This window comes from Virgibacillus pantothenticus, assembly GCF_018075365.1.
Classification (GTDB): domain Bacteria; phylum Bacillota; class Bacilli; order Bacillales; family Amphibacillaceae; genus Virgibacillus; species Virgibacillus pantothenticus.
Map to the genome: position 1 here is coordinate 3,343,995 of NZ_CP073011.1, position 26,019 is coordinate 3,370,013.

A 26,019-nucleotide genomic window follows, 5' to 3' on the forward strand; every position below is an offset into this window, starting at 1 on the left:
ACTTAAATGAAGTCAAAATCATTTACCTTTAGAGATACATCCATTACAATTGGTACATATGCTATCCTTCATCATGAATTGGCTTGGGGGTCAACATCATGATGGGGGATTTTTGTTTGTTATTATTAAGACACACTTCTGGCAGCACAAAGCAATTAAAAATAAACACAAATTCGTTTATCATCAATATTTTTAATATCAATGTCCATGTCATAAATATCTTTTAATACACATTTATCAATGACATCACATGCTCTGCCTTGCTTGACTACTTTTCCATCCTTTAGAGCAACAATATTGTCCGAATAACAGGAAGCAAAATTAATATCATGAATTACAATTAATACCGTTTTTCCAAGTTCATCCACTAAATTACGCAACGTCTTCATGATTTGTACGGAGTGACGCATATCTAAATTATTTAATGGTTCATCTAGTAATATATACTCTGTATCCTGGGCAATAACCATCGCAATATGGGCTCGCTGCCGTTGTCCACCACTAAGCTGATCTAAAAACTTATCTTGCATATCACGAAGTTCCATATAATCAATCGCCTCGTCAACTTTTTCCCAATCGTAATTATTCAATTTACCTTGTGAATATGGAAAACGCCCAAAGGACACGAGCTCACGCACCGTTAATTTCAAATTAATAGAATTCGATTGCTTTAAAATGGATATCTTTTTTGCAAGTTCGTTATTTTTCGTTTTCATGATGTCTTTGCCATCTATCGAGATATCTCCATTATCTTTTGTAATGAGGCGACTAACCATAGAGATCAACGTACTCTTTCCTGCACCATTGGGTCCAATGAATGAAGTTATCTTTCCCTTCTCAATCGTCAGGGATACATCCTCAATCACTTTCTTCTGGTTAAATGACTTAAATACATTTTTAATATCTACCATGATTTATTCTCCTTTAACAAAAGATAGATAAAGTAAATACCACCGACAAAGTTAATGATGACACTAATCGTTGTTTCGAAGGTAAATACTTCTTCCACAATAAATTGCCCACCGATTAAAGCGATAATACTTATAAGCATGGAGCCAATTAAAATATAGAAATGGCGGAATGTCTTCAAAAATTCATATGCCAAATTGACAACAAGTAAGCCGAGGAACGTCAATGGTCCTACTAAGGCTGTAGCCATGGAAATAAAGACAGCAACAATAACCAGTAAATGCTTGACAACTTTCCCATAAGGTACCCCTAAATTAATTGCGTTATCCTTTCCTAGTCCTAGTACATCCAAGTATTTATAATAACGCAACAGATATACAATAAGTAAAACAAAAATCCCTATTGATATATACACTAAGTCTGTGTTTACATTGTTAATGCTTGCAAACATTCGATCCTGAGCTACCATGAACTCGTTCGGATCAATTAAAACCTGCATAAATGAAGTGATGCTGCTGAAAAAAGTACCTAAAATCATTCCTACAAGGAGAAGAAAATAAATACTATTTTGCTCACTTGTAAATAGCAACTGATATAGGAGCAAAGAAAATACGACCATTCCTCCAATTGATATGAGGTAATTGACATGACTATTCATCATTACCAATGAATTAGCTCCAACTACAAAGATAATAAATGTTTGGATTAGTAAGTAAAGGGAGTCCAATCCTAACACACTTGGTGTTAATATACGGTTATTCGTAATGGTCATAAAAATGGTTGTAGCAAAACCAATTGCTGCACCCGTTAACAAGATAGCAACAACTTTAATGATTCGTCTTGGTAAAATGTAACCTATGTTCCCAGTTAGATCATAAAATATATAGAGCATTGTTAATAATATAGCGATTAATGCGAGAATCAGTGTTTTCTTTTTATAGCCCATATTTTTTTCTCCTAAATAGCAGATAAATAAATAATCCACTACCGATGACCCCAACCGTCAAGCTAATCGGAATTTCATATGGATAAATAATAACCCTGCCAATAATATCACATACGAGAACAAATATTGCTCCTAACAATGCTGTATGTAACAAGCTTTTTTTCAAATGATCTCCTTGATAAATGGTTACAATATTAGGAATGATAAGACCTAAAAATGGGATAACTCCTACTGCCAAGACAACTGAGGCGGTTACAAGTGCTACAATCACAAGTCCCAAATTGACGACCTGCCGATAATTTAATCCCAAGTTCTTGGAAAAGTCCTCACCCATACCAGCAATAGTAAATTTATTCGCATAAAAAAAGGCAACGATTAAAATTGGAATGCTGACAAACATGAGCTCATAATTCCCTGTCATGATCATGGAGAAATCTCCTTGCATCCATGACGAGATGTTTTGGATTAAATCGTAGCGATATGCTATAAAAGTAGACATAGAGCTAACAATGTTTCCAAACATTAATCCAATTAAAGGGATAAATATCGCATCTTTAAATTTTATCTTTTCCAGTATCTTCATAAACGCAAATGTACCTAATAATGCAAAGGCAAATGAAACAAGCATCTTTTCAAATGGATTAGCGGAAGTAAATAGCACCATTGATACTAATATTCCTAACCTTGCTGAATCCAATGTTCCTGCTGTTGTGGGTGAAACAAATTTATTTCTGCTTAACTGCTGCATAATTAGCCCACAAATACTCATGCTCATCCCAGCTATTAAAATACTGAAAAGTCTAGGGACTCTTGAAATCAATAATACTTTTGCCTGCTCCTCCGATAGATTAAATATATCTAACGGAGAAATATTCGATACACCAACAAAGATAGATACAAAGGAAAGTATAATCAACATGACCACTAAGTAACGTATTTTCATAGGCTGACCTTCACTTTCAACTTCCCCGTATTGTTTAAAATCGTTATTATCTTTGATTCATTATAATTAATAATGATATTCATTATCAATTAACTTCAACTAACAGTATAACAGATTTGCCTTTTTCGTCAATGAAAAAATATAATATTATTTTTACTTTGACCTGTGATATGACGTACTTATGCATCGTATTTTTTATTATTCAGTAGATTGCAGATAGTAGCATATAGAAATAATACTGGATTGACACATTTTCTTAACACGTTAAGCCGATGTAAAACCGTTTTCATTTTTGCTTATGCACAAGAAAAAACACCGTTATTTTAGGCTTCATAGGTTGTAATCAGAAGGCATTCCTGCTCCTGATAATTTTTCACATAAATAACTGGTAGCGAGGGTTATGAGACAGCTTCACTACCAGTTATTTATCCCCTTCCCCTCTACTCTTCGTCAATTTCACAACAGCCTTCATCTGTACAATAGGTCGTTTTAGAGCCTTTAGGGTTCAATGATTGGAGTTTCTTTTCGGTTTGTGCTTCTTGCCAAACTTGATCAAGTGCCTGTGAAAAAACTTCAACTGGCTGTGCTCCGGAGAGGGCGTATTTTTCATTAAAAACGAAGAAAGGAACACCCTGAACTCCTATCTCCCTCGCTTGCTCTTGATCTGCTTTTACATTTCTTGTGTAATCACTACTGCGCAACACCGAAGCAACTGCTTCTTTATCCAATCCTACATCAGTGGCTATTGACTGCAATGTGTTATGATCACTTATTAATTGAGAATCCGTAAAAAAGGCGCGCATTAGTTTCTCAGTCAATTCATTTCCTTTTTCGTGACGTTCCGCATATTTTACTAATCGATGAGCCGTAAACGTATTCGTATGTTGCATCGTATCAAAACAGTAAGTTAGTCCTGCTTCTGCTGCTTGTTTTTCTATCTGTTTAGTCATTTGCTTTACCTGTTCTATTGGTATCCCTTTTGTTTTGGCAAGATATTCATACATATTTTGATCCGGTTTTTCTTCTGCGTTTGGATCCAACTGATAGCTTTTAAATTCTACCGTAACATCATTCCGATTGGCAAAAGTTTCTAAAGATTGTTCCAGTCTCCTTTTTCCAATATAACAAAATGGACAGACAAAATCGGACCATATCTCAATCTTCATACCAACACCCCATTTCCATTTCATTGTAGCATAGCTATTCCCATTGAATGAACAATCCTGCCTATAGAAGTTGTTGGAAAGAAGATCTCCATAAATCCTGTCCAAAAGGGTACCGTTCCCTTTTTCCCATCTTGTTAAAGACATACATAGCTTGCTTGGAATTACAACGGAAACATTCCCCCGTTTTACACGTACAAAATAATCCATGAATGTACAGCGCCTTATTCACCGATGGCAAACGCTGATTCTCCAACGATGAAATTATTTTCGACTGTGCAATAGGAGTACAACGTTACCAAGGGACAAGGCGACATTAGTGAATGTGCATATTTGACATATAAAAGATTTTCCAATCGCGTACAAAATGGTTTTGTTTATCGTTGCATTATCTTTTCTATAATGACCTTGATTACCTCTAGAGGGTTAAAAACTAAGGTAGCGCAAAGTTTTTTTGTTAGGGTTAAACCCGAGTAGATAGACAATGAATAAATTGGATGTTCTTTTTAATGATATAAGTTGTTACCTTTATCCACATATTCCCCATGATCGGGTACAGCTATATCCGTAAAATGTTCGACGAGCTTATTCAAGCCTTTTGTGAGCTTTTCTCCTTTCATGCTGACCCCATGACCTGACACGACAACTCTTGGCTCTAGTTTAGCTAATTTGCGTACAGACTCATACGCTTCGTCCCAATTCGTTGTAAAATATCTAGGTGGTCCATTAACTTCAGCAGACTGCATAAGCACACGATAAAATGAATCTTGACGAACAGTAATAAACGCATCGCCTGAAAATAATAATCGATCACTCTCTCTATAAAAGGATACATGGCCAGGCGTATGCCCTGGTGTATGTATCCATTTCCAGCCGTCTAAATGAGGAACTTGATGATCTTCTGGAAGGGCCTGTACAGCATTTCCAAGATCAATTGGTTCATTCGGATAAAGGTCGGCAATTTTTGCTAGTAAACCACCTTCCACACTTGAATCTGGTTTTGGATAACTTTTTTCTCCACGTACATATGGCAATTCTTTTGGATGTGCATAAATAGGTACATCCCACTCTTCTATTAAGTCCGCTAATCCGCCTACATGGTCAAAGTGGGCATGTGTTAAAAGAATTGCTGCAGGTTTACTGCCTTTACCAAATCGGTCAACCACAACAGATTTAATTTCAGGTGCAGCATGAGGTAATCCAGCATCTACAAGTACCCAATCTCCTTTTTCCGGATAACCGATAAATCCAATATTCACCATTTGATCCGTATAATAGTACACATCTGATTTCACCTGCACCCCCCCACCGCTTGTGATCGATGTCATTGGAATAAACCTGTCGTGCTCTCTTTTGTGAAAACCTTGTTCCACTTTCATCTGCCTCCTTTACTTTTACCGTCTATATTAGTATCTACCGCACGAAAAAAAATAACCACTCTGACGTGAGCAGTTATTTTTAAAATTAGTCTATCCTTTTTGTATGTCAGCTTATTTATTTTGATTAACTATTATTTTGCATAAGCGGTATCCAAACTTCGCGAAAAAACTGTATGACTTAATTTAAACGCACTAGCAATTTAATTGTAGACTACTTCGGCGACTTAATTTTAAATACGCAGGCAATTGTAAACTTCGAGCGAATCCACTGTGAACTTCGGCGATTTTCCATTTTAGTGCAGTCCAAAAAATTTTACAGTTATTATTGATTTTGTAATTCCCTGAAAAACACTAAATCGTTGGCATTTTTTAGTACGTATATCGCTCCTCAATCGTCCCATCTTGTCGATGAATGATGAGATACGTTCCTTTGTTGCTTGCTATTTCTTTGCCTCGCTCCACTGCTTCTTTTTTTGTTTGATAAACGGCACTTGGTTTTTCGCCATCGCTTGATCGTACAGCCCAGCCATCTTCATGACTAACAATATGTTCTCCTTCCTCTAACCGCTCGGGATTATTATCATATTTCTTTCCTTCTGCAGAGCGTTTCGTTGGTTTCCCTGTTTGCTTGTATGTTTCTACTTCTTGTTGACTGGCGTTCTTACGCCATTCCTTCGCTTGTTCGATAGCAATCGGAATAGCCCTATTTTCATCATAACCCTCGTCAAGCATGGAATTAGCAATATCAATTGCTTTTTTTCTCGTTACTTCATTTAAATTTTTCATCGAAGCAGGATAATCTTGTAAAGTCCAAGCCATAAAGTTTCACTCCTCTCAAGAATTGCTTATTGTATAGTTACCCGACTAGAGAAGCTAAAAAACACAAGATGAACAAAGGCGCGGGGCGCCCGTTTAGCAACGTAGCGAATGGAACAAATCAACTAAAGATAAAGGAATCATGCCACTAAAAACAGGGGTATGCCGACGCCTGAGCGGCAAGCCCGTTTTTAGTCGGCCTTCCTCTTTGCCACGAACCGATGAGGCCTTATCGTAGGGCGCATTTCTAAAGTCGCATCGTTGCTGGGCTCATGCGCCGGACGTGACTAGTCGGTTATTTCGTTATCTACAAGCACCTCATTTTATAGTTTCCTATACAATCAAAAAACAGCCAGTTGCCAAGCAACTAGCTGTTCTGTTCTAATAACGACCTGCCCATAATGGATACGCGCCTCGTTTTTTTTAATTCTTCTAATGACGCTGCTCCAATCCCAAACATAGCCATTTTCAATTCTAATTCTATTTGTTCCATTGTTGTGATGACTGATTCAGCCGATTCGGTTGCTGCCTGTAGCAGTTGACGGGCAAATCCAATGACATCTGCTCCAATCGTAATTGCTTTTGCAGCATCAACACCTGTTTTCATTCCTCCACTTGCTACAAGCGGCGTATGTGGTAGTTTATTTCTTACCGATACGATACAATCCTTTGTCGGCAGCCCCCAATTATTAAATGCTTCTGCTGCCGCTTTTCGAAGTGGATCTTGTGAACGTAGCTTTTCCACCTGGCTCCATGACGTTCCACCGGCTCCAGCTACATCAATATATGCTACTCCGGCACTATACAGCTTTTCAGCTACAAATCCATCGATGCCAAACCCCACTTCTTTAGCGCCTACTGGTACAGTTAAATTACGGCAAATTTCTTCAACTTTTGGCAATAAATTAGCAAAGTTTAAATCCCCGCCATCTTGAACTGCCTCCTGCAAGCTGTTGAGATGGAGAACGAGCGAATCGGCTTCCGTCATATCGACAATACGCTGTGCTTCCTCAACGCCATAACCATAATTTAATTGCACTGCGCCTAAATTAGCAATTAATGGAACGGTTGGAGCCTGCTTTCGAATTAAGAAAGATGACTGGTGAGCATCACTTTCTAACAGAGCTCTAGTTGAACCAAGAGCAACAGCCCAGCCTTTCTCTTCAGCAGCCAGTGCTAAATTCTGATTGATTTTTGCCGCCAGCTCCGACCCTCCAGTCATGGAGCTTACCAAAAACGGAGCTTGCAGTGGTTTATTTAAAAAGCTTGTGCTTATTTGAATGTCAGCAAAATTAATTTCTGGAAGGGCGTTATGTATAAATGATATACCTTCTAATCCTGTTGATTTATTTACACCTTCTACATTCTCTGTTAAGCAAAGCTGAATATGCTCGGTTTTTCTAAGATTAATTCCCTCTTCCATGCTAAAAACCTCCAATTTTCCGACCTTGCTTCTTATGATAACATAACTTAGACACAAAACTTACTGTGACGATTTAAGAAACTTTCTGTCCCAGCAAACGCCGAATCAAGATTCATTGTATAATGGGAAAGACGCCTTGAAATTTTGATGAAGTTGGAATTGAATATGGCTTATAGAGCTAATGCAAATGTGGACTTAAATCGTTCTGAACGTAGGATGCTTGCTTTTCAGTTTGCAATGATCGATATGAAGCTGCATATGCTAGTGTTGGCGTGCTACTCATCCTAGGAAGTATCTATGATTGATTTAGTGTGGCACTGGCTCGGTTTAGCGCGGTACTCGATAGGTTTAGGTACTTCTATGCCCAATCTTGCTTGGGCACTAGCTCGGTCTGGGTCTTGGGTGCTTGAGCTAACCTACCACTTGCTCAATAGAGAGCATTTTATGCGCAGGTTGGCAAAACCTCTGCCAGAACAACAGTGATACAATTTCGATATCGCGCCCAACATCTTTATTTTAAACGTACACTTCCTTAAATAGTGATTTGGAACACTTGTGTGGAGCAGAAATTACTGGAATTCCGCTACTCCTAATTTGGTTTATGTCTAGACTTGTTGTTCCATACTAAAGCGTAAATCATAACATCTGAATTAACCATGAAATATAAGCAGGAGGAATTGATTCATGAAACAAAACGCAAAAGATTTTGCTACTACAGCACATCAGGGACAATTTAGAAAAAATTCAAAAATGCCATATATTACCCACCCTATTCGTGTTGCAAATATACTTGAAGAGGCTGGTTGCAGCGAAGAAGTTGTCTGTGCGGCTTATTTACATGATGTTGTTGAAGATAATTCATATACCATACAAGATATTGCCTCACGATTTGGAAAACACATTACTTTTCTAGTATGTGCGCATACTGAAAATAAATCTTTACCTTGGGAGAAGCGCAAACAGCATACAATTCATGTACTGCAAACTTCGAATATGGAAGTAAAGCAATTAATTGTTGCAGACAAATTAGATAATTTATTAAGTATTGAGGAAGACTTGAAATTACTTGGAGATGCCATATGGGATAACTTTAACGCTCCTGTTGACAAACAGAAGTGGTATTATCAATCAATTGCAGCAGTTATGTATGATGGGGTATCCCCAAAGGAAACCCCATCTTTTTTTAAACACTATGAAGATACAGTATCCCGTGTCTTTCATTCTAAGTGTTAAATTATTAAATGGAAAGTGTTATATATTATTACATAAACCAGCTTTTTGCTAATGAGAACAACCCCTGTAATACAAGCCCCCAATTCAAACCTATGGGGGCCACAAATAATCTCAGCTATTCTCTTACATAAAACAACTACTTAAATCCACGTTGTTGGTAGGCAGCTTTTGCATTTTTAGACCGCTGCTTCCACTTATTTTTCTCTTCAAGCTGGGCTTTTTGGTCTTGCTTTCTTTTTTCAAATGCCAATTCTCGTAATAGTTTCTGATAACTATCAAAACGTTCCTGCGACAGTTCCCCAGAGTCAAGAGCTTCCCGCACACGGCAGCCAGGTTCTGTATCATGTTGACAATCTTTAAAAAAGCAGGCGCTAGCAAAATCCTCTACATCTTCAAAAGCTGCATCTACAGCCTCTTCTCCGTCCCACAGCTGTAGTTCACGCATTCCGGGAGTATCAATTAACAATGAACCATTCGTTAACACAAACATTTCCCTGTGGGTTGTTGTATGTCTCCCTCTGCTATCATCTGATCGTATATCTTTTGTCTTCTGTACATTTTGCTCTAATAGAACATTCACTAAGGTAGATTTCCCTACTCCGGAAGAACCTATTAAAGCAACCGTTTCAGCAGGATTCAAGTATGCCCTTAAATCTTGTATTCCCTCTCCTGTAACACTGCTTACAACTATAATAGGGATACCGATAGCAACTGACTCCATTTGAGAAATCAACTCTGGCAACTGTTCTTCCGGATATTCATCTTTTTTCGTTAAAACGATAACAGGGGAGGCGCCACTTTCATAAACAGCTACAATATATCGTTCCATACGACGTATATTAAGATCATCATTTAGTGAACTTACGATGAATATTGTATCTAAATTTGCTGCAACTAGTTGAGCTTCGGTTTTACTCCCAGCCGCTTGTCGAACGAGTTGACTCTTTCTTGGCAAAATTTGATGAATAACCGCCTTTTGCTCCAACTTCAGTTTATCTACAATAACCCAGTCACCAACTGTAGGAAAGTCCATTGGGTTATTTGCCTTATTTAAAAACTTTCCACTTATGTGAGCAAGGTACTCCATTTCACCATCTGAAATCCGGTAACTACTTCTTTGAACTGTTATTACCCGGGCAATAATAGCTGGATCATCCGTTTTGAAAAAATTTTCATTCCATCCTAGTGTCACTAATTTATTCAATTATATTTTCCTCCTTAGGAATGGATGTTCAAAAAGGAGAATGGACCGAAACATTCGACATATTTACTTCTAGCGGTACTTCCCATATTAGGCTATCTGTACTCTAGAAAATAAGCTGTGAAAAATTCGACACACATTTTCACTGAATTTTGAACATCTCATGATTTGGAGGAAAGCGAATACCATTTATTCCGACCGTTCCTCCATTTTGTTTATGTTTATTCGTTTTGATACTACACGCATAAAACATCACTCCTTTCAAAATAGAACAACGCATATTAAACCCTAACTATGTTATAGCTTATTTCATACCTTTTTGTAAAGTTCCATAGGCACACAAAATTTTTCACGTGACAACTTTTTTCTAAACAAATGAAGCTAGCAATATAAAGAGGACAACATTGTAGTTTAAGTTATGAGGTTCACATTATATTTTTTAAAATGGCACGCGCTGAAACAACAGGTTACTTCGCTAACCGATTCACAGGAAATTACGAACAGCTTTGGATACAAAAAGGCTGCCTCAACGTTAATAACTAACGTAAGAGACAGCTTTTCGTTTATCGCATATTCATTTCACTCGGTTCAGGGCCTGTTCGTTCATCGCGGTCTATTTCAGCAATAGCAGCCATTTCCTCTGTTGTAAGTTCAAAATCAAACACTGCAAAATTTTGCTCAATACGAGATGGTGTGACAGATTTCGGTATAACAATGTGATTTGCTTGCAGATGCCAACGCAGTACAACTTGCGCTGGTGTTTTTTGATGCGCTTCAGCAATTTTTGTAATAACCGCGTCATGAAGCACCTTCCCACCCTGCATTAACGGACTCCAAGCTTCCATATATATATGATGCTGGTCGCAGAAATCTTTTAATTTTTTTTGCTGTAGATAAGGATGGCATTCAACTTGGTTGACTGCTGGAACAACGTCACACTCGTCCATTAATCGCTGCAAATGTTCCATATTAAAATTGCAAACTCCAATTGCTTTGGCTCGTCCGTCTTGGTACAACTTTTCCAAAGCCTTGTACGTTTCTACATATTGGTCATATTCCGGGGTTGGCCAATGAATCAAATATAAGTCTACATAATCTAATCCAAGCTTTTCTAGACTTTCTTCAAAAGCACGAAGCGTGTTCTCAAAGCCTTGATCGCTATTCCAAACCTTTGTTGTAATAAATAAATCTTCACGAGCAACAGAGCTGTTAGCTAACGCTTTCCCTACCCCACGTTCATTTTCGTAAATTTTAGCTGTATCAATGGAGCGATAACCGGTTTCAAGTGCTTTTTCAACTGCTGCCGTTGCTTCTTCATCTGGTACTTGCCACACACCAAAACCGAGCTGCGGCATACGTAAGCCACTGTTCAATGTAATATACTGCATTGTTTTGCCCCTCTCTATTTAGATAATTTTATAGTATCACAGTTGATATCATGAACAAAGGCTCGGGGCGCCCGTTTAGCAACGTAGCGAATGGAACGAATCAACTAAAGATTTAGGAATCATGCCATTCAGCACCAACAGCGGATCACTTCAACAAAAAAGAGTTAAGCAACTCGGCTTTTGCGATTAAGCTGACACGTAGTCCCATCCCTGAAAATATCTACAATAATCAAAAGGATACCTTTGAAAAACAATGAAAGACATTGAAAAATACACCTTACATACTAGAATAGCCCCCCGTTTACTTCAGCATTTGTCTCCTTAACATTGGTGCTTATTCACCAAACCATGTCTATTTTTCCAACCAACGCTTCCGTACATAACTGTAGTTTCCTTCAAATCGCATTATTTTTTGATTTTGAAGCAAATAAGTTACTGGAAAGAGTCGGTCTAAAAAATAGCGATCATGAGAAACAGCGATGATGGTTCCTGCAAATTGTTCCAATGCTTCTTCTAATGCTTCTTTGGATTCAATATCAAGATGGTTTGTTGGTTCATCTAAAATAAGGACATTATGATCTTGGTACATCAATTGTGCTAGCCGCAAGCGTGTTTTTTCCCCACCGCTTAGTTGTCTGGTTTGCTGGAATACACTTGATCCATAAAATAAAAATCGGGCTAAAATGGCTCTCGCTTTCCCTTCTTCCACAGGTACTTGTTCACGGAATTCATCGATTACCGTTCGATCATCTTCCATTTCCAACATATGTTGTGATAAGAACCCAATGGATAGATTACTACCTAATTGTACATTTCCTTCGTCTGCTTCTAATCTTCTTACTATTAACTGTAGCAATGTTGATTTTCCCGCTCCGTTTTCACCAATAATCGCTACTCGCTCCTGAAAGCGCACAAGCATATCAACGTCCTGAAAGAGTCCTTTGCCCTGAATCTTTTTTGATACACCTTTGAGCTTAACCACTTCTTTTCCACTTCGCTCTTGCATTTTAAAATCTACCCGGATACGTTTATGTTCTAGTACCGGCCGCTTTAAGCGGGTAATTTTCTCCAACGCTTTCTCCATGCTCTTGGCTCTACGGTGTAGCCCATCATTTGGAGGATTTGCTTGATTGGCCCACTCTTTTAATCGCTTAATTGTTTCTTTCATTTTCTTTATTTTCTTTTGTTGATCCTGATATTGCTGAAATTCTTGCAGCAATCGTTCCTCCCGTTCCTTCACATAATTGGTATAATTGGTAGCATAGGTGATCAATTCACGTTGGTCCAATTCCCAGATCTTTGTGACGGTGTCATCCAAAAAGTAACGGTCGTGCGAAACGATCACAATTGTTCCTTTGTAATGACGGATAAACTCCGTCAACCATTCTATTGCTTTAAAATCAAGATGGTTAGTAGGTTCATCCAGCAAAAGTAAGTCTGGAGCTTGTAATAATAATTGCGCTAAACCTACTTTTGTTCGTTCGCCACCACTTAAATGATTCCACAGTTTCGTTGCAAGTTCTTCGATTTGCAAACCGCTCATCACGCGTCGCACACGTGCATCTATTTCATAACCGCCATTTTTTTGAAAACGCTCTTGCATATCTCCATACGTTTGAATCAGTTTTGTTAGTTGTTCGGGGCTCGTTTCCTTCCCCATTAAGTTTTCAATGTGTTCCATTTCAGTTTTTATACGGTTTAACTCCGTAAAAACTGCTGCTAATACCGCTTCGACTGTTGATTCTTCTTCTATTACCGGGTTTTGCAGCAGCAATCCGACAGAAGTATTTTTCTTCCATGTTATTATCCCTTTAGCTGGTTCGGATTTTCTCGCAAGTAACTGTAATAAGGTCGATTTTCCTGTACCGTTTCTCCCAATTAAACCGATCCGCTCTCCTTGCTTCACTTCTGAGGTTATATTTTCAAAAATCAGGTTAGCACCTATTGTTTGGGTGACTTGCTGTAGACTTGCAGTAATCATTTTTTCTCTTCCTCCGCTCTAGAAGAGACAATTCTACCTAAAGAAACTTTGGAAATTGGTACAAAAGGAGACTTTTCAAAACATCCGTTAAAAGTAGACGAAATGATTGGTTGGCTTATCTTTAACGTCTACATATATTCATTGCACCGCCGAAATTCCCACTCGTAACTTGCCTGTATTTGTGTTAAACAGGCACTAAAGACGCGGGGCGCCCGTTTAGCAACGTAGCGAATGGAACGAATCAACTAAAGATAAAGTGAACCTTCCATCAGCGGGGTTTTCTTCATCCCCGCTGATTGTTAGTACCACCAGGGTATGACCTAAAGGCCCTTGAACGAATCGGGTGCTGTTACCTCCCACTTCGACTTGTTTAGCTTACCGCTTCCATTCTTGAAGTGGGAGTCTACAACGCCTTTTTACGGGATCAAGGAATCATCCCACTAAAACAGGGGTATGCCGACGTCTGGGCGAAAAGCCCGTTTTTAGTCGGCCTTCCTCTTAGCGACGAACCGATGAGGCCTTATCGTAGGGCGCATTTCTAAAGTCGCATCGTTGCTGGGCTCATGCGCCAGACGTGGCTATTCGGTTATTTCGTTATCCCCAAGCACCTCATTTTATACTTTTCTATAGTACAAAAAAGACATAAGAAGAGCTTATCCCCTTACGTCTTTAAACAGCATGAATCGTATAGCACTCCTCTGCACTATCTATATGCATGCTAATCCGTCAGGTAGGTAGATGTCTCTTACTGGTATTTTTTCCATTATTTTGAATAATAAAAGAACAGACGTATCCCGTCATTTGAATTATTGGAAAAAATTGCATAACGAATATAAAGATATGCTTGTATTTTCGTTACGCTACCAGTTTGATTCATCTACCTCACCTCCTGTTTGTAATTAAATCTAGTTTATCCAAAAAGTACACCCCATGTCAATGCGAATCTATACTCTAACTACCGTAAAATGATTTTGAAAGACCAATTATGTTGCAGAAACAGATACCTAAAAATCAACACATCGCTCCTATTATGTGTAAAGTCGGCTACAACGGTGTGTTTTCCCCGCCTACTTCTATACTTCGAATCCTGCATTCTTACTTGTTTGCTATAGCTTATTCCATGAACGTTTCCCTGTTATCCAAAGTTAAGAGCATAAAGTATTTGTTTTGCAAACTGCGTCACCGTTTTCACTTGTTGTTGAGGAATGACTGGAACTGGAATATCGGAAGTCATTTACATTCTTTAGTTTATACTTACTTTAATTCCCCAAATGTTCTAAGCCTTGGTATGATCTTATTGTAAGCTCAAGACCTTTTTTGTAAGATGTTCGTGGCAACGGACCTATTAATTTTTCATACTTTCCTCCATTTAAAATAACGGCTTGCTGATTTAAGTATTGCATTTCAACAAACTCTCGCATTTGACGATCAAAAACACCTAGAAGCCTTAGCATATTGGTTGTTACTGTGGATACTTTTTTCTGATACCCTGTTAAATCCCGAATCAAGCGTATTAACTCCCGTCCCGTTACAGGATGAGTTGCAGGTATATTCCAATGTTGCCCGTAAGCTTCGTCTTGAAATGATAAATTAACAAGTGCTTGTGCTCCATCCAATGTAAAAAGATGCTCTCTTGCAAGATATTGGCTTCCTATAAACCAGGCACGTTTATTTTGAATAACCGATTGAATTGTAAAATTTAATTGTGTATTTTCTGCGTAGGGGCCATAAAAATCAGGAAAATGAGCAAGTACATAAGGAACTCTCGATCTCTTTACTCGTTCTTCTGCTTGTAACCTTAGCTTTCCTTTCTTCGTGTGTGGAGTCTTTACTGTTGATTCTTTAACCGTTTCGTTACACTTGCCGTATGCATAAATATTATCCACAATCGCTAGTTTAGCATTATTTTTTCGGGCTGCTTGAATGATGCTATCTGTTAAGGGAAGAAGCTTTGTTTCCCAATCCCCATATGGCAAATTAATGGCGTGGAAAATTATATCTTTGTTTCTTGCTATTTGCGTTAATTGGTTTTGGTTCAATGCATCCCCAGGAATAATCGTCACTGTCGGGTAACGAGAGAATAGATGGTTTAATTTATTTATTGAGCGTGCAAAAGCCGTTACTTCAACTCCGCGATTAACCAATTCTTTAACAATTGCATAGCCCATCCCACCAGAAGCTCCTAATACGAGCGCTTTTTTCACTGTTTCATCTCCTCTGCGTTTATTAACCACTGGTCAATTAATAGCCAAAAAGATTGGCTTCGCTAATAAGCGCTAGCCATTATTTTGGCCTGTCTTTGTCCATTGCAAGAGTAAATCGACATGACGTTTAGCCATCTGTTCAACATCGGCGTATTCATTTACATGCCTTAAATAATGGGTTACAAAACCATGTAAAGATAGAAACATAGACCAAATCACTTGAACAGAGAGCGTTTCTTCACTCCAATTAGCAACGAAATGAGCAAATCTTTGATAAGCTTTCATTGGAGCTTCTTGCATAAAAGTGCGCACCTCATCATCCCTTATTAGGAACATAATTTCATAATGACTTTGGTGTGTCAGCCCAAATGCAATATAATCCTGCATTAGCTGTCGCAGTTTTTCCTCATCGGGAATATCTTTATCCTGAATGGCACACATTCTCTCATCAAGCAATTGAAAATGCTTTTCGACTAATGCAAAAAACAGCTCTGCTTTGTTTTTAAAATGGTAATATAGCGATCCATGACTATAGTTTAGTTTAGTTGCAATTTGTCTCATGCTCACATGCTGATACCCTTTTTCAACAAATAAATTATTTGCCGCTTGCAAAATCATATCACGTGTCAGCTCTTTAGCAACTGCTTTTCTAGCAGACATTCGTATACCTCCATCTAATTGACCAGTGTTCAATTTAATAATATATCAACTGATCTATCCTGTCAAACGGATATTGTGAACTCCTTCTTATAAACTTTCTTTCTAGTTCAAAACGGTAAAATTAAGCTTAAAATCCACTTCTTATGCCCAGCGGGGAGTTCAGGAATACAGGAGGAGTTGAACTGGTAAACCCTTCCGCAAAAGGTGGTAAAAAAGATTGCAAGGCTAGTACATATAGAATGCCATACTCATTAAATTGTTGAGAAGTTATTAAAAATGCTAATAAAAATACACATGAAGCGTATATTAAATTAAATGTAGTAGCTATTTTCACTTTATTCTTGGTCTCAACCTATGTACCTATTCTGTATAGCCAAAACTATAGTCCCAATTTGTTGTGACAGTACTACTAAACTAGTAACTAGTGAAGAACTAGTTAACTCTAAAACAACTAGTGGGATTACCAACTCTCTAAGTCGGCCACTAAGAATTGAGGCTAAATTAGAAAACCACACAGACGAGAAATTTTTGTTTATTAGTAATTTTTTTCATTGTTTCTCCCCCAGAAAAGGTACGGACGGATCAAAATTCTTCCCAATAAACCTACTATCTTTTTTCAACTAATGGAAATAGTTTTTCAGAAAATAGTCCAGAGCCTTATGTTGTCGAAGGGGTTTGGAAATGGTTGAAAAGTGACTAATTATAAGTTTGTTAGTCAACCTCTCGCTTTTATTTCATGTATAACTAGTAAGAGTCTTCATGTTTATAGCTTAATTAGATAAATTTAACATGTTTTTATTCCACTTTAAATTTCATTCAAATAATGTGGTTGTTCTTCCGTTGTTCTAGCAACAAGCCCGTTTTCCCATTCAAATGTTTCAAGCATTGATTTGCTCTTCCACTTTCTGTTCGTTTTATTCAAACTCTTCTATAATTTCTTTAGACTCGAATTTGAACTTGGGCATTCGCCATTTTCCACAGAACAAAGGCGCAAGCGCCCGTTTAGCAACGTAGCGAATGGAACGAATCAACTAAAGATTTAGGAATCATGCCCCTGCAACCAGGGGTATGCCGACGCCTGAGCGGTAAGCCCGTTTTTAGTCAAGCCTTCCTCTTAGCCACGAACCGATGATGACTTATCGTAGGGCGATTTCGCGAAGTCGCCTAGTTGCTGGGCGATGGAGCCGGACGTGGCTATTCGGTTATTTCGTTATCCCCAAGCACCTCATTTTATACTTTCTTATCTTTTCAAAAAGTTCGGCGTATACCGGACTTTTAGGGTGGTGACAGCCCACCAGATCTTCAACTATGTTTTTTATTTTCCATCGAAATTCATTTCGTTCATTACAGGTTTTTTTGTCAACCAGGATCCTACCGTTGTGAACACGACGATACTAATGAGCAAAATGATGATAGAAAGACTTCCAATGATTTTATAATTAAAAACTACCGGCGTAGGATCAATTAATACAATTAGTAATGAAAGGATCGAACCAATAATGATCCCTAGAATCAACCCGATCATCACATATATTAATATTTGCGTGAGTATGATTTTCTTAATACCTAAAGGGGTGACTCCCATTGACCTGAGGACAGCATATTCTTTTCTCTTAGACAACATGGAATTGATTAACGAATGGAAAACACCAATTAATGTTGAAACGACTAGAATCGTTAAAACGACTAGAATCGTTAAAACGATGATAAATATTGCCCATCGTTGAAGAAACATATTTAATGATTCCTTTTGAGCTACGCTGAAAGCATTTATTTTTAGTTCAGGGTATTTTGAGCTTAATTGGTTAAGTTCTTCTAATGTAGTCGCTTCATCCTGAGTTTCTACATATAAATGCGAAAACGTACGATAACGATTTAAAGAATGATCCCAACTAATGATGATATCCGTGTCATCATCTAGTTGATTACTAATACTTGCTATTTTATATTCACCCAAGGGTTGGATTGCTGATAAATCTTCTGAATCAACACCTATAGAAAGGCTATCATCTTTCTTAAAGCCGTTCTGTTTTGCGAACTTTTCAGATATCACCAGCGAATCTTTCGGAATGTTTGTTACGATATCGCTATTTGTTACTGCAACATCCATTCTTATTTCTTTATTACCATCCAAATAGTACATCATATCTAAACCATTATAAAAATAAGTGCCTTCCACACTTGATATTTTTTCAATATCGGTGCTAACCTCTATCGGATCCAGCGTAGAAGATTCTATCAGACGATTTTCTATCACAATTGGTGTTTCATATTGATCCAATAAGAATGTTTCACTATTTTTTTGTATTGTATTTAATATGGTTGTACCAAATATTGCAATAACAAGTAATGTGCTTATGGATATAATAGCTAGCGTATTCTTCCTAACTTGTGGAAGTAAATTATTTATCGCAATAAAAGACTCTTTACCAAATATCTTATCAATGATGGGTAGCAACAATTTTATGCATAACGTAATGATGTTAGGTAACAAGAAGATGAGACATATTAAAAACAATGATATCCCAATTAAAACGAACAAAATAAAAAATTCATTTTTATGGGATAAAACATAACCGATAAGAGCGAATATTCCAGCTATGATGGACAAAACTTTGATAAGACGTGTCCTACTTTTCTCTAGGATAAAACCTTGTCTTTCATTTTCCTGTATTAATTTTAACGGCAAGATTTTTGTGCTACGGTATGCTGGAATCAACATAAACAATTGAAAAACGATGAAACAAATGAGAGCAATTAGAATGACTAAAATCATATTAATCTTTTCGGTAGTAGGAGGTAAATTTAGTGCCTCTTCTGCGAAATGAAATATCTGTTGAACCCCTAATATAGCAAAAATTGTTCCTAGACCTACACCTATTGTATTAATAACGAAGCTTTGAAAAAAGATGATCCTGCTAACTTGTTTTGTAGTAGCACCAATCGAACGCAAAATAGCCATTTGATTTTTAAGTTTGTATAGAATGATATCAAAATTTGATATGACTAATAATGAAGTTACCGTAAGAATTAAGGCTGATAATATGACAATGAAAACATTTAGTGTCTTGATGTTCGAACTAACCAGAGGATCTTCTTCAAAAACATCAATACGAAAATCAGGATCGATCTGTTTGATGCTGTCCGCCATATCTAAAGAAGCTTGGTTTTCCTCGCCCTTGATCATTACATATGTCGCTTCTTCCCCATTTCGTAAAAAAGGCTTCACATTATCCTGATGCATAATTAATAGATCTGGAACGTTAGAAGTACCTTTGATGTCTTCGATAATTTCAATAACTCGATAACTTTTACCTTCTATACTTAGATTATCACCAACGTTGTAATCGAATGTAGCAGCTAATCCTTCATTTAATATGACGGATGATTCATCTAAATCTTCGTTAAATTTGAATCTACTTTTTGTTAAATCATTATTTGTTACACCTAGCGTATATAATTCTAAGCCTTTTTGATCAATTGTCAGATGAGATATAGCTACTTCGGCAGCATCTTCAATCCCGTTTTGAGATTCAATTTCCTGGATTAAACTTTGATTTAAAAATTTAGTTTCTCCTGTATCATACCCAACGGATAAATCAGCGTCACCATACAAAGTCCTAAATGATTGTTCCATGGATTCCTTCGCATTCAATGAATATAGAACCATGGTCACTACTAATATCGTAGCGATCGTAATACTAATGATGGAAGTTAAGATAATGAGACGATTTGCACGAAATAATTGAAATGAAATTCCTCTTAACGTTTTCATTGTATTTTACTTCTTTCCGTAATTTTTTTAAAGATATTTAAAATACTTTCTAAATCATTCTCACTTCTGCATTCATACTCCCCTACTATTTCACCATCGTGGAAGAAAAGAACTCGATCACCATAATTAGCTACAGTCGGATCATGCGTGACAAGTAAAACAGTTTGATTAAATCGATTTTTCATTTCATAAAGGGACTCTAGCACTTCATTTGAAGTATTAAAGTCTAAGTTCCCAGTTGGTTCATCAGCTAATATAATCGGGGGCTGCGAAATAATAGCACGTCCGATTGCTACACGTTGTTGTTGGCCACCTGACAATTGCGTTGGACGATGTTTCCGCCATTTTGTTAATCCGAGTACATTTAGAATTTCTTCTAAACGTTCATCAATCATCTCCCTATTCATATTTTGTAAGATTAATGGTATTACGATATTATCTTCAACTGTTAAATCTTTTAATAGATTGTAAGCTTGGAAGACAAAGCCAATATTTTTTTGACGGTAAAATGAAGCATTCGGTTCTTTAAATAACTTTTCTTGTAACTCTCCATTTAACTTAATCGTTCCAGAAGATGGAGCATCAAGCGCACTCAGGATATTTAATAACGTGCTTTTACCTGATCCACTTGTCCCCATAATAACAACAAACTCGCCCTTATTTATTTTAAAGGATATGTTTTTTAATGCTTTCACTTCAAACCCTTGCCCTTTGTATTCTTTTGTTAAGTTCTTTACTTCAAGGATTACCTCACTCATTTAAGACACCTCGTTTACTAGTAACATTTAGTTCAAGCGTTTGCGCAAAATAATTATTTTTTAAGCACTTTAAAAAATACACTACCGCAAAAATTAGAGCCCTTACAGTTTACATTTATACTGTAGAGCTCCACATTCATTCTTAGAAATTCACCATTTATATACAATTATCTATATATTTGAGGACTGGAATTTTAATAATTAATATTTCTTTCCATACCAATTGGTAACCTCCAATAAAATTAAATACCCAGAATAAATTAAGTCTATGATATCTATATCAGAGTCTATTTTATTATAAAAATCAAATAACTTTTCGTAAAATACTTTTGAACGGTTGCCGATTTCATAAGGTAAGTAACTTAAAACCTCATTCTTGGGAAGTTTCCAAACTAAATTCCCATCACCAGATGTTAAAGTTGCAACATGATACAAAACCGGAGAAACCTGAGTAGTTAAGAGCCTGAGTAGTCTTATTGATCTGTTATTCCCACTATCAAGAAGTCCTGAAAAATACTCTGGAACAACCTCCACATTTTCCAAGTGTTTTATAGCCTCATTTTTCAATTGAGAATTTGTTGGCTCTTTTATCGATATATCACCGCTAATTAATTTATAGCTTCCCTTCACAAGACCTATCATTTCTCCTAATTTCGATATTGGAACAGCATCACATTGAATATAGCTGAATGGACTAATATTTATTCTTGATAATCCTTTATTAATCCCTATATATATATCCATGGGTAATGTACCATTCGGCCTGAATATTTCATCGTCTAAAAACAATTTAAAATCTATATCACTAGAATTTGAAATAGCCCCTCCTTTTAGTGCCGAACCATGTAAAACCAACCCCCTAAAATAGGGTTTTGTATACTTAAAATATACTTTTGAGATTTGATTAATTATTTCATCTCCAATTTTTAAATCAAATAACTCATTATGCATTTTATCTCCTCCTAAATAGATTATTTTATATCAATATTAATTTGAGATTTATAGTATATGACATTTATTATGAAATTTATCCAATAAGCCAAAGTGTTAACAAAAGACAAACTCAACGAGTTGCTAATTCATTTTTTCATTATTATTCAACCAGGAACCCTAAACTATTGACTTTTCCACTGTTTTCACTTCCAATTTTTTCTAGTATATTTTGTTTTATTAAAATAATAACATACTCTTTCTCTGAAAGTTTCAAAATATTAATAGTCGTATATATATTATCACTAACTACAATTAATTAACTACGAGTCAATGTATAAAGATTCCAGTTTAATTTTATATAGAAATGCCCTTAAATTATTTCCCTTATTAGCTAAGAAGGCTAAATAACAATCGAATGCTATTCTTACATCAGAAAAATATGCTCAAAGTCATAAACGTATCCAATGTTTTCCTAAAAGGTAGACGGGCCAGCTTAAGTAGGGTTTGTCTGCTTCGTTCTATTCTCGCTTGATTTTCCATTTCCAACAGTTTCTCCAGGAAGGCATGATATGGTGTATTATCTTTAGAGGCTTCTTTCGTGAGGGTACGCCATTCTGACTGGATGGTGGATAATTTGAGTGATTCACAGTATGTATCAATCACCTGTTTCATCGCTCTCCCTCCTGAGGAATTTGGTCGTAGACGCTTAGTGGGCAAACGGCGATCTCTATATCTGATGCAGCGTGGAAGGTGCCGTATCCCGACTTAAACTTCTTTGTTTCTACTCAGGCTCCCCGATATGGGGATCTTACGGCAACTCACATCTGGGATAAATGATCTCCCCGTATCTTTAAACAACCCAGGAACTGTTCGCGACAAAGCATGAAAAAACATTCCGCTTGAATAGCTTGGCGTGTGTAACAAAGCCATTATTTTTTCGTTCATGGATACCACCGAATTAGCACGGACTCCAAACAATTTTTCCACTCTGCTCATTATGATCCATACTTATATCAAAGTAATGCTTCGTATAAAAGTGTTTTAGTCGTTCCACATGATCAAAATCGCGTTTGACAATATCGCCTGTAATATAATGTTTGTTCTCTTGATGGGCAATCTCTTTTAAATGTTTCATTAAGACCGAACCGAATCCTTTATTTTGTTCGCCTTTAATATCGGAAATATGAATCGTGGTTTCTGATTTATATTCAGCTTCAATAGCAGAATCCCAATTCCCTCGAAATGGTTTTGTACATTCGTGAAGCATAAGTTGAATCGTATTTGCTTTTCGATTGGCATAAACAATGACCCAATTCGCTTCTTTTGTTTGGTCAATACTAACGATATATGCTTTTTTGGCAATTTCCTTCACATTTTCCTGCATGCGAAAGACTTGAATTTCCAGTGCATCCAGTTCTTCCTGTAATTCCTGCTTATTTTTTTCGTTTTCTATAAAAGCGGTACTTTGCATGATATCACCTGCATTTTTAAATTTACGCACACAATTTGACATTCTACACGATGAATAGGAACTAACGCAAATGTAAAAAAATTTGCAATAATCACTTCAAATTACTCTTTATTCTGTCGATATGTAAACAAAGGTTCTGTTTCCTTTATAAGACAATTTTCTTAAAGGGATTCCTTATTTAATAGACAATATCTCCAAAAACTTAAAAATCGTGTTGTTATTTCTACCGCAACTTTCCTTGTCCATGAAGAAGGAAAGCATTTTTACGCAATCGTGAAGTGTTGCTTTTGTTTGTTAATCAAAACGCTTTTTAGAAAAACTTGGCTTGTCGCCAAGTCTTATGGCAGAAGCCTTTGTTTTTCTTATACTATAAACAAAGAAATCTTATACTTTCCTATAGTGGAACAAAGGCGCGGGGCGCCCGTTTAGCAACGTAGCGAATGGAACGAATCAACTAAAGATAAAGGAATCATGCCACTAAAAACAGGGGTATGCCGACGCCTGAGCGGCTAGCCCGTTTTTAGTCGGCCTTCCCCTTAGCGACGAACCGAAGATGACTTATCGGAGGGCGCATTTCTAAAGTCGCATCGTTGCTGGCGTTTGCGCCGGACGTGGCTAGTCGGTTATTTCGTTATCCTAAAGCACCTAATTTTATACTTCTTATCTTTGAACATCAAATTGGTGATTTTATTACCATTCTTTGCCACTCCTAAAGCGCAGGAATATGCAGCATTATGCAAAATGAAGTGAGCGAATTTTCTATGACAAATGCTATAGAGGGGGATTCCATGCAGAAAAAGAAAGCAAAGAAATTAACGAACGAAAAAAAGAAGACAAAAACCATTAGGAAAAAACTCATTTTTACTTGGCGAAATTTGCGCATTCATAAAAAATACTTATCTGTTTTCTTTTTCACCATTGCCTTACTCCTTACTTCTTCCGTAATTGTATATGTACAATTAAAAGGCGGACAAAAGGATATTCAAAAAGTAAATGAGTTACAAGAGCAGACGAATCAAATATCGCAATTAGCAATTATCATTCAGGCAAAAGATGTACAATCTGCTGATTATTTAATCACTGAGAATACAAAGTATTTTAGCGCTTTCCAGGATTATCAAGAGCAATTTGATCAAATCGCACAACAGTTAGACAAAACGATTGACGGGAAGAAACAAAAAAACATTTTCAACGATATTCTGCAAAACAATGCTTCCATTGATGAAGCTTTTATGGAACGGATGGTAACTTCTGTCGAAGAAGGAAGAGAACAATTTGCTAATACCATTCGCCACTACTCAGGAAGACTTCGTACAGATACACTTACACTTGTTAACAATCTTCTAGAGCAAACACAAGAACAGCAAGCTGCCGCAATCGCTGAAGCGGAGGACAGTTCAAACAGGAGCGTATACATATTGGCTATCACTAATCTGTTAGCATTGGTCATTGGCGTTCCATTTATGATTATAGTTAGCCGAGGTATTACAGCAAGATTACAGAGCATTGTCCAATCAACAAAAGAAGTAGCATCTGGGAACTTACAGGTAAAACAAGAAGAGGATCGAGCAAAAGATGAAATAGGACAACTTGCTCAATCCGTACACATGATGAAGGAACGAATACGCGACATCATCCACAGCGTACAAATGGCTACGTCATCTGTCTCCACCCAAAGTGGGCAGTTAACAAAATCAGCAAGTGAAGTAAAAGAAAGCAACCACCAAATTGCTGCAACGATGGAGGAATTAGCTAGTGGTACAGAGGCACAATCAACAGGAGCCAATGAGTTGTCAGAAAAAATGAATAGCTTTGTCGATAATGTTCATATTTCGGAGCAAAGAGGAAATGAAGTAATGACAGATGCTAGTGATGTTCAGCAATGGACAACAGACAGCTCCAAACTGATGGAACAGTCCGTTCAGCAAATGAATCAAATTGACGCCATTATGGAGCAGGCCGTGCAACAGGTAAGGGGATTGGATGAACAGTCTAACCAAATCTCTAAGCTCATTAAGGTTATTCGAGATATTGCAGAGCAGACCAATCTATTATCCCTAAACGCTGCTATTGAGGCCGCAAGAGCTGGGGAACATGGCAGAGGCTTTGCAGTGGTAGCGGATGAAGTAAGAAAGCTATCAGAACAAGTCGCTCAATCCGTGGGTGAAATTACAACAATTGTCCAACGTATTCAATCAGAGACAAGCGAAGTGGTTGCTTCCCTGCATCAAGGTTATGATGAAGTAAAAACAGGAAAGAAGCAGATTGAAGACACAGGCACCAACTTCCAACAAATGAACCGCGCTATTACCAATATGATTGAAAAGATGCAAGCTATTTCTATCAAGCTGAAAGAAAATACTACAACAAGCGAATCCATGGATCAACTCGTCAAAGAAATGGCTTCCATCTCACAAGAATCTGCTGCTGGTGTAGAGCAAGTAGCCGCTTCTACAGAAGAAACAACCAGTACGATGGAACAAGTTTCCTATAATGTAGATGAACTAGCTGAATTAGCTAAAGAGCTTAACAAACAAGTGAACGTTTTCAAGCTATGAAAAACAAATGGCTGAAGTGGTGGAAAACGAGCAAATAATTGCCAACAACTCATGGTCAAAGATTGATATAAAGATGCCATCCGTCCATCTGTAGACGCACTGGAAGATGGACGGAACCCATATTAGAAAAGGTTGTTCTCCTACACCACTTTGATATATTTCAAGGCTCTGCCACGTTCTCGCTACGGTAATCTATTTCCTTACCTTAGTTAGCATCTTTCTCGCTCTGATCGGATTCTGGCTCAGACAGGCTGTTTATGAATTCAACGACGAATTTC

Annotated in this window: 19 protein-coding genes; 2 read left to right on the top strand and 17 right to left on the bottom strand. The window is 37.2% G+C overall.

Annotated features, from left to right (window positions below; translation table 11 throughout):
• Positions 1 to 155: 155 nt before the first annotated feature.
• The 7 genes from KBP50_RS15505 to fni all read right to left on the bottom strand — a co-directional run bounded on the left by KBP50_RS15505 (position 156) and on the right by fni (position 7,579).
• Entirely contained in the window at positions 156 to 911 is a 756-nt protein-coding gene (locus KBP50_RS15505) for an iron ABC transporter ATP-binding protein (RefSeq protein ID WP_050351357.1), read from the bottom strand.
• Complete coding sequence (locus tag KBP50_RS15510; RefSeq protein WP_050351358.1) at positions 905 to 1,855, bottom strand: iron chelate uptake ABC transporter family permease subunit; 951 nt, start codon at positions 1,853 to 1,855, stop codon at positions 905 to 907. The genes KBP50_RS15505 and KBP50_RS15510 overlap by 7 nt, the downstream gene beginning before the upstream one ends.
• Positions 1,845 to 2,798: an ABC transporter permease gene (locus tag KBP50_RS15515; RefSeq protein WP_050351359.1), complete on the bottom strand. Its 954-nt coding sequence runs from the start codon at positions 2,796 to 2,798 to the stop codon at positions 1,845 to 1,847. Before KBP50_RS15515 ends, KBP50_RS15510 begins: the two co-directional genes overlap by 11 nt.
• Positions 2,799 to 3,238: 440 nt before the next feature.
• Positions 3,239 to 3,988, bottom strand: coding sequence for a DsbA family oxidoreductase (locus tag KBP50_RS15520; RefSeq protein WP_328219483.1), 750 nt, complete (start codon positions 3,986 to 3,988; stop codon positions 3,239 to 3,241).
• A 479-nt stretch (positions 3,989 to 4,467) separates the two neighbouring features.
• Positions 4,468 to 5,289 carry an MBL fold metallo-hydrolase gene (locus KBP50_RS15525; protein WP_232231430.1) on the bottom strand — a complete coding sequence of 274 codons (822 nt, stop codon included), beginning with the start codon at positions 5,287 to 5,289 and terminating at the stop codon, positions 4,468 to 4,470.
• Between the two features lie 420 nt (positions 5,290 to 5,709).
• The gene (locus KBP50_RS15530) at positions 5,710 to 6,159 is read right to left on the bottom strand and encodes a DUF2188 domain-containing protein (protein WP_050351361.1); all 450 of its coding nucleotides are present in this window, start codon (positions 6,157 to 6,159) and stop codon (positions 5,710 to 5,712) included.
• A gap of 364 nt (positions 6,160 to 6,523) precedes the next feature.
• On the bottom strand, positions 6,524 to 7,579 hold the full coding sequence (gene fni / locus KBP50_RS15535) for a type 2 isopentenyl-diphosphate Delta-isomerase (protein WP_050351362.1): 1,056 nt from the start codon (positions 7,577 to 7,579) through the stop codon (positions 6,524 to 6,526).
• A gap of 684 nt (positions 7,580 to 8,263) precedes the next feature.
• Here fni and KBP50_RS15540 point away from each other — a divergent pair.
• Positions 8,264 to 8,812 carry an HD domain-containing protein gene (locus KBP50_RS15540; protein ID WP_050351364.1) on the top strand — a complete coding sequence of 183 codons (549 nt, stop codon included), beginning with the start codon at positions 8,264 to 8,266 and terminating at the stop codon, positions 8,810 to 8,812.
• Positions 8,813 to 8,948: 136 nt separating this feature from the next.
• Here the strand turns inward: KBP50_RS15540 and rsgA are convergent, their stop codons facing one another.
• The 10 genes from rsgA to KBP50_RS15590 all read right to left on the bottom strand — a co-directional run bounded on the left by rsgA (position 8,949) and on the right by KBP50_RS15590 (position 23,183).
• Complete coding sequence (rsgA, locus tag KBP50_RS15545) at positions 8,949 to 10,016, bottom strand: ribosome small subunit-dependent GTPase A (RefSeq protein WP_050351365.1); 1,068 nt, start codon at positions 10,014 to 10,016, stop codon at positions 8,949 to 8,951.
• 560 nt (positions 10,017 to 10,576) lie between these two features.
• On the bottom strand, positions 10,577 to 11,401 hold the full coding sequence (locus tag KBP50_RS15550) for an aldo/keto reductase (protein ID WP_050351366.1): 825 nt from the start codon (positions 11,399 to 11,401) through the stop codon (positions 10,577 to 10,579).
• A 352-nt stretch (positions 11,402 to 11,753) separates the two neighbouring features.
• Positions 11,754 to 13,382, bottom strand: coding sequence for a ribosomal protection-like ABC-F family protein (abc-f, locus tag KBP50_RS15555; RefSeq protein WP_050351367.1), 1,629 nt, complete (start codon positions 13,380 to 13,382; stop codon positions 11,754 to 11,756).
• Positions 13,383 to 14,641: 1,259 nt separating this feature from the next.
• Positions 14,642 to 15,586, bottom strand: a complete 945-nt coding sequence (locus KBP50_RS15560) for an SDR family NAD(P)-dependent oxidoreductase (protein ID WP_050351368.1) — start codon at positions 15,584 to 15,586, stop codon at positions 14,642 to 14,644.
• A 72-nt stretch (positions 15,587 to 15,658) separates the two neighbouring features.
• Positions 15,659 to 16,246, bottom strand: coding sequence for a TetR/AcrR family transcriptional regulator (locus tag KBP50_RS15565; RefSeq protein WP_050351369.1), 588 nt, complete (start codon positions 16,244 to 16,246; stop codon positions 15,659 to 15,661).
• 1,315 nt (positions 16,247 to 17,561) lie between these two features.
• Complete coding sequence (locus KBP50_RS15570) at positions 17,562 to 20,021, bottom strand: FtsX-like permease family protein (RefSeq protein WP_050351370.1); 2,460 nt, start codon at positions 20,019 to 20,021, stop codon at positions 17,562 to 17,564.
• A complete protein-coding gene (locus tag KBP50_RS15575; protein WP_050351371.1) occupies positions 20,018 to 20,779 on the bottom strand; it encodes an ABC transporter ATP-binding protein in 762 nt (253 codons plus the stop codon). The genes KBP50_RS15570 and KBP50_RS15575 overlap by 4 nt, the downstream gene beginning before the upstream one ends.
• 201 nt (positions 20,780 to 20,980) lie before the next feature.
• Complete coding sequence (locus KBP50_RS15580) at positions 20,981 to 21,730, bottom strand: hypothetical protein (protein ID WP_050351372.1); 750 nt, start codon at positions 21,728 to 21,730, stop codon at positions 20,981 to 20,983.
• 411 nt (positions 21,731 to 22,141) lie between these two features.
• Positions 22,142 to 22,384 (bottom strand): ATP-binding protein, encoded by a 243-nt coding sequence (locus tag KBP50_RS15585; protein ID WP_050351373.1) that lies wholly within the window; start codon positions 22,382 to 22,384, stop codon positions 22,142 to 22,144.
• Positions 22,385 to 22,670: 286 nt separating this feature from the next.
• Positions 22,671 to 23,183 carry an N-acetyltransferase gene (locus KBP50_RS15590; protein WP_050351374.1) on the bottom strand — a complete coding sequence of 171 codons (513 nt, stop codon included), beginning with the start codon at positions 23,181 to 23,183 and terminating at the stop codon, positions 22,671 to 22,673.
• Between the two features lie 788 nt (positions 23,184 to 23,971).
• Here KBP50_RS15590 and KBP50_RS15595 point away from each other — a divergent pair.
• The gene (locus KBP50_RS15595; RefSeq protein WP_072742444.1) at positions 23,972 to 25,741 is read left to right on the top strand and encodes a methyl-accepting chemotaxis protein; all 1,770 of its coding nucleotides are present in this window, start codon (positions 23,972 to 23,974) and stop codon (positions 25,739 to 25,741) included.
• The last annotated feature ends 278 nt before the right edge of the window (positions 25,742 to 26,019 follow it).

Coding starts and splice junctions, on each gene's coding strand:
- KBP50_RS15505 (WP_050351357.1), bottom strand. CDS start 911: ATGGTAGATATTAAAAATGTATTTAAGTCATTTAACCAGAAGAAAGTG.
- KBP50_RS15510 (WP_050351358.1), bottom strand. CDS start 1,855: ATGGGCTATAAAAAGAAAACACTGATTCTCGCATTAATCGCTATATTA.
- KBP50_RS15515 (WP_050351359.1), bottom strand. CDS start 2,798: ATGAAAATACGTTACTTAGTGGTCATGTTGATTATACTTTCCTTTGTA.
- KBP50_RS15520 (WP_328219483.1), bottom strand. CDS start 3,988: ATGAAATGGAAATGGGGTGTTGGTATGAAGATTGAGATATGGTCCGAT.
- KBP50_RS15525 (WP_232231430.1), bottom strand. CDS start 5,289: ATGACATCGATCACAAGCGGTGGGGGGGTGCAGGTGAAATCAGATGTG.
- KBP50_RS15530 (WP_050351361.1), bottom strand. CDS start 6,159: ATGGCTTGGACTTTACAAGATTATCCTGCTTCGATGAAAAATTTAAAT.
- fni (WP_050351362.1), bottom strand. CDS start 7,579: ATGGAAGAGGGAATTAATCTTAGAAAAACCGAGCATATTCAGCTTTGC.
- KBP50_RS15540 (WP_050351364.1), top strand. CDS start 8,264: ATGAAACAAAACGCAAAAGATTTTGCTACTACAGCACATCAGGGACAA.
- KBP50_RS15550 (WP_050351366.1), bottom strand. CDS start 11,401: ATGCAGTATATTACATTGAACAGTGGCTTACGTATGCCGCAGCTCGGT.
- abc-f (WP_050351367.1), bottom strand. CDS start 13,382: ATGATTACTGCAAGTCTACAGCAAGTCACCCAAACAATAGGTGCTAAC.
- KBP50_RS15565 (WP_050351369.1), bottom strand. CDS start 16,246: ATGTCTGCTAGAAAAGCAGTTGCTAAAGAGCTGACACGTGATATGATT.
- KBP50_RS15570 (WP_050351370.1), bottom strand. CDS start 20,021: ATGAAAACGTTAAGAGGAATTTCATTTCAATTATTTCGTGCAAATCGT.
- KBP50_RS15575 (WP_050351371.1), bottom strand. CDS start 20,779: ATGAGTGAGGTAATCCTTGAAGTAAAGAACTTAACAAAAGAATACAAA.
- KBP50_RS15580 (WP_050351372.1), bottom strand. CDS start 21,730: ATGCATAATGAGTTATTTGATTTAAAAATTGGAGATGAAATAATTAAT.
- KBP50_RS15585 (WP_050351373.1), bottom strand. CDS start 22,384: ATGAAACAGGTGATTGATACATACTGTGAATCACTCAAATTATCCACC.
- KBP50_RS15590 (WP_050351374.1), bottom strand. CDS start 23,183: ATGCAAAGTACCGCTTTTATAGAAAACGAAAAAAATAAGCAGGAATTA.
- KBP50_RS15595 (WP_072742444.1), top strand. CDS start 23,972: ATGCAGAAAAAGAAAGCAAAGAAATTAACGAACGAAAAAAAGAAGACA.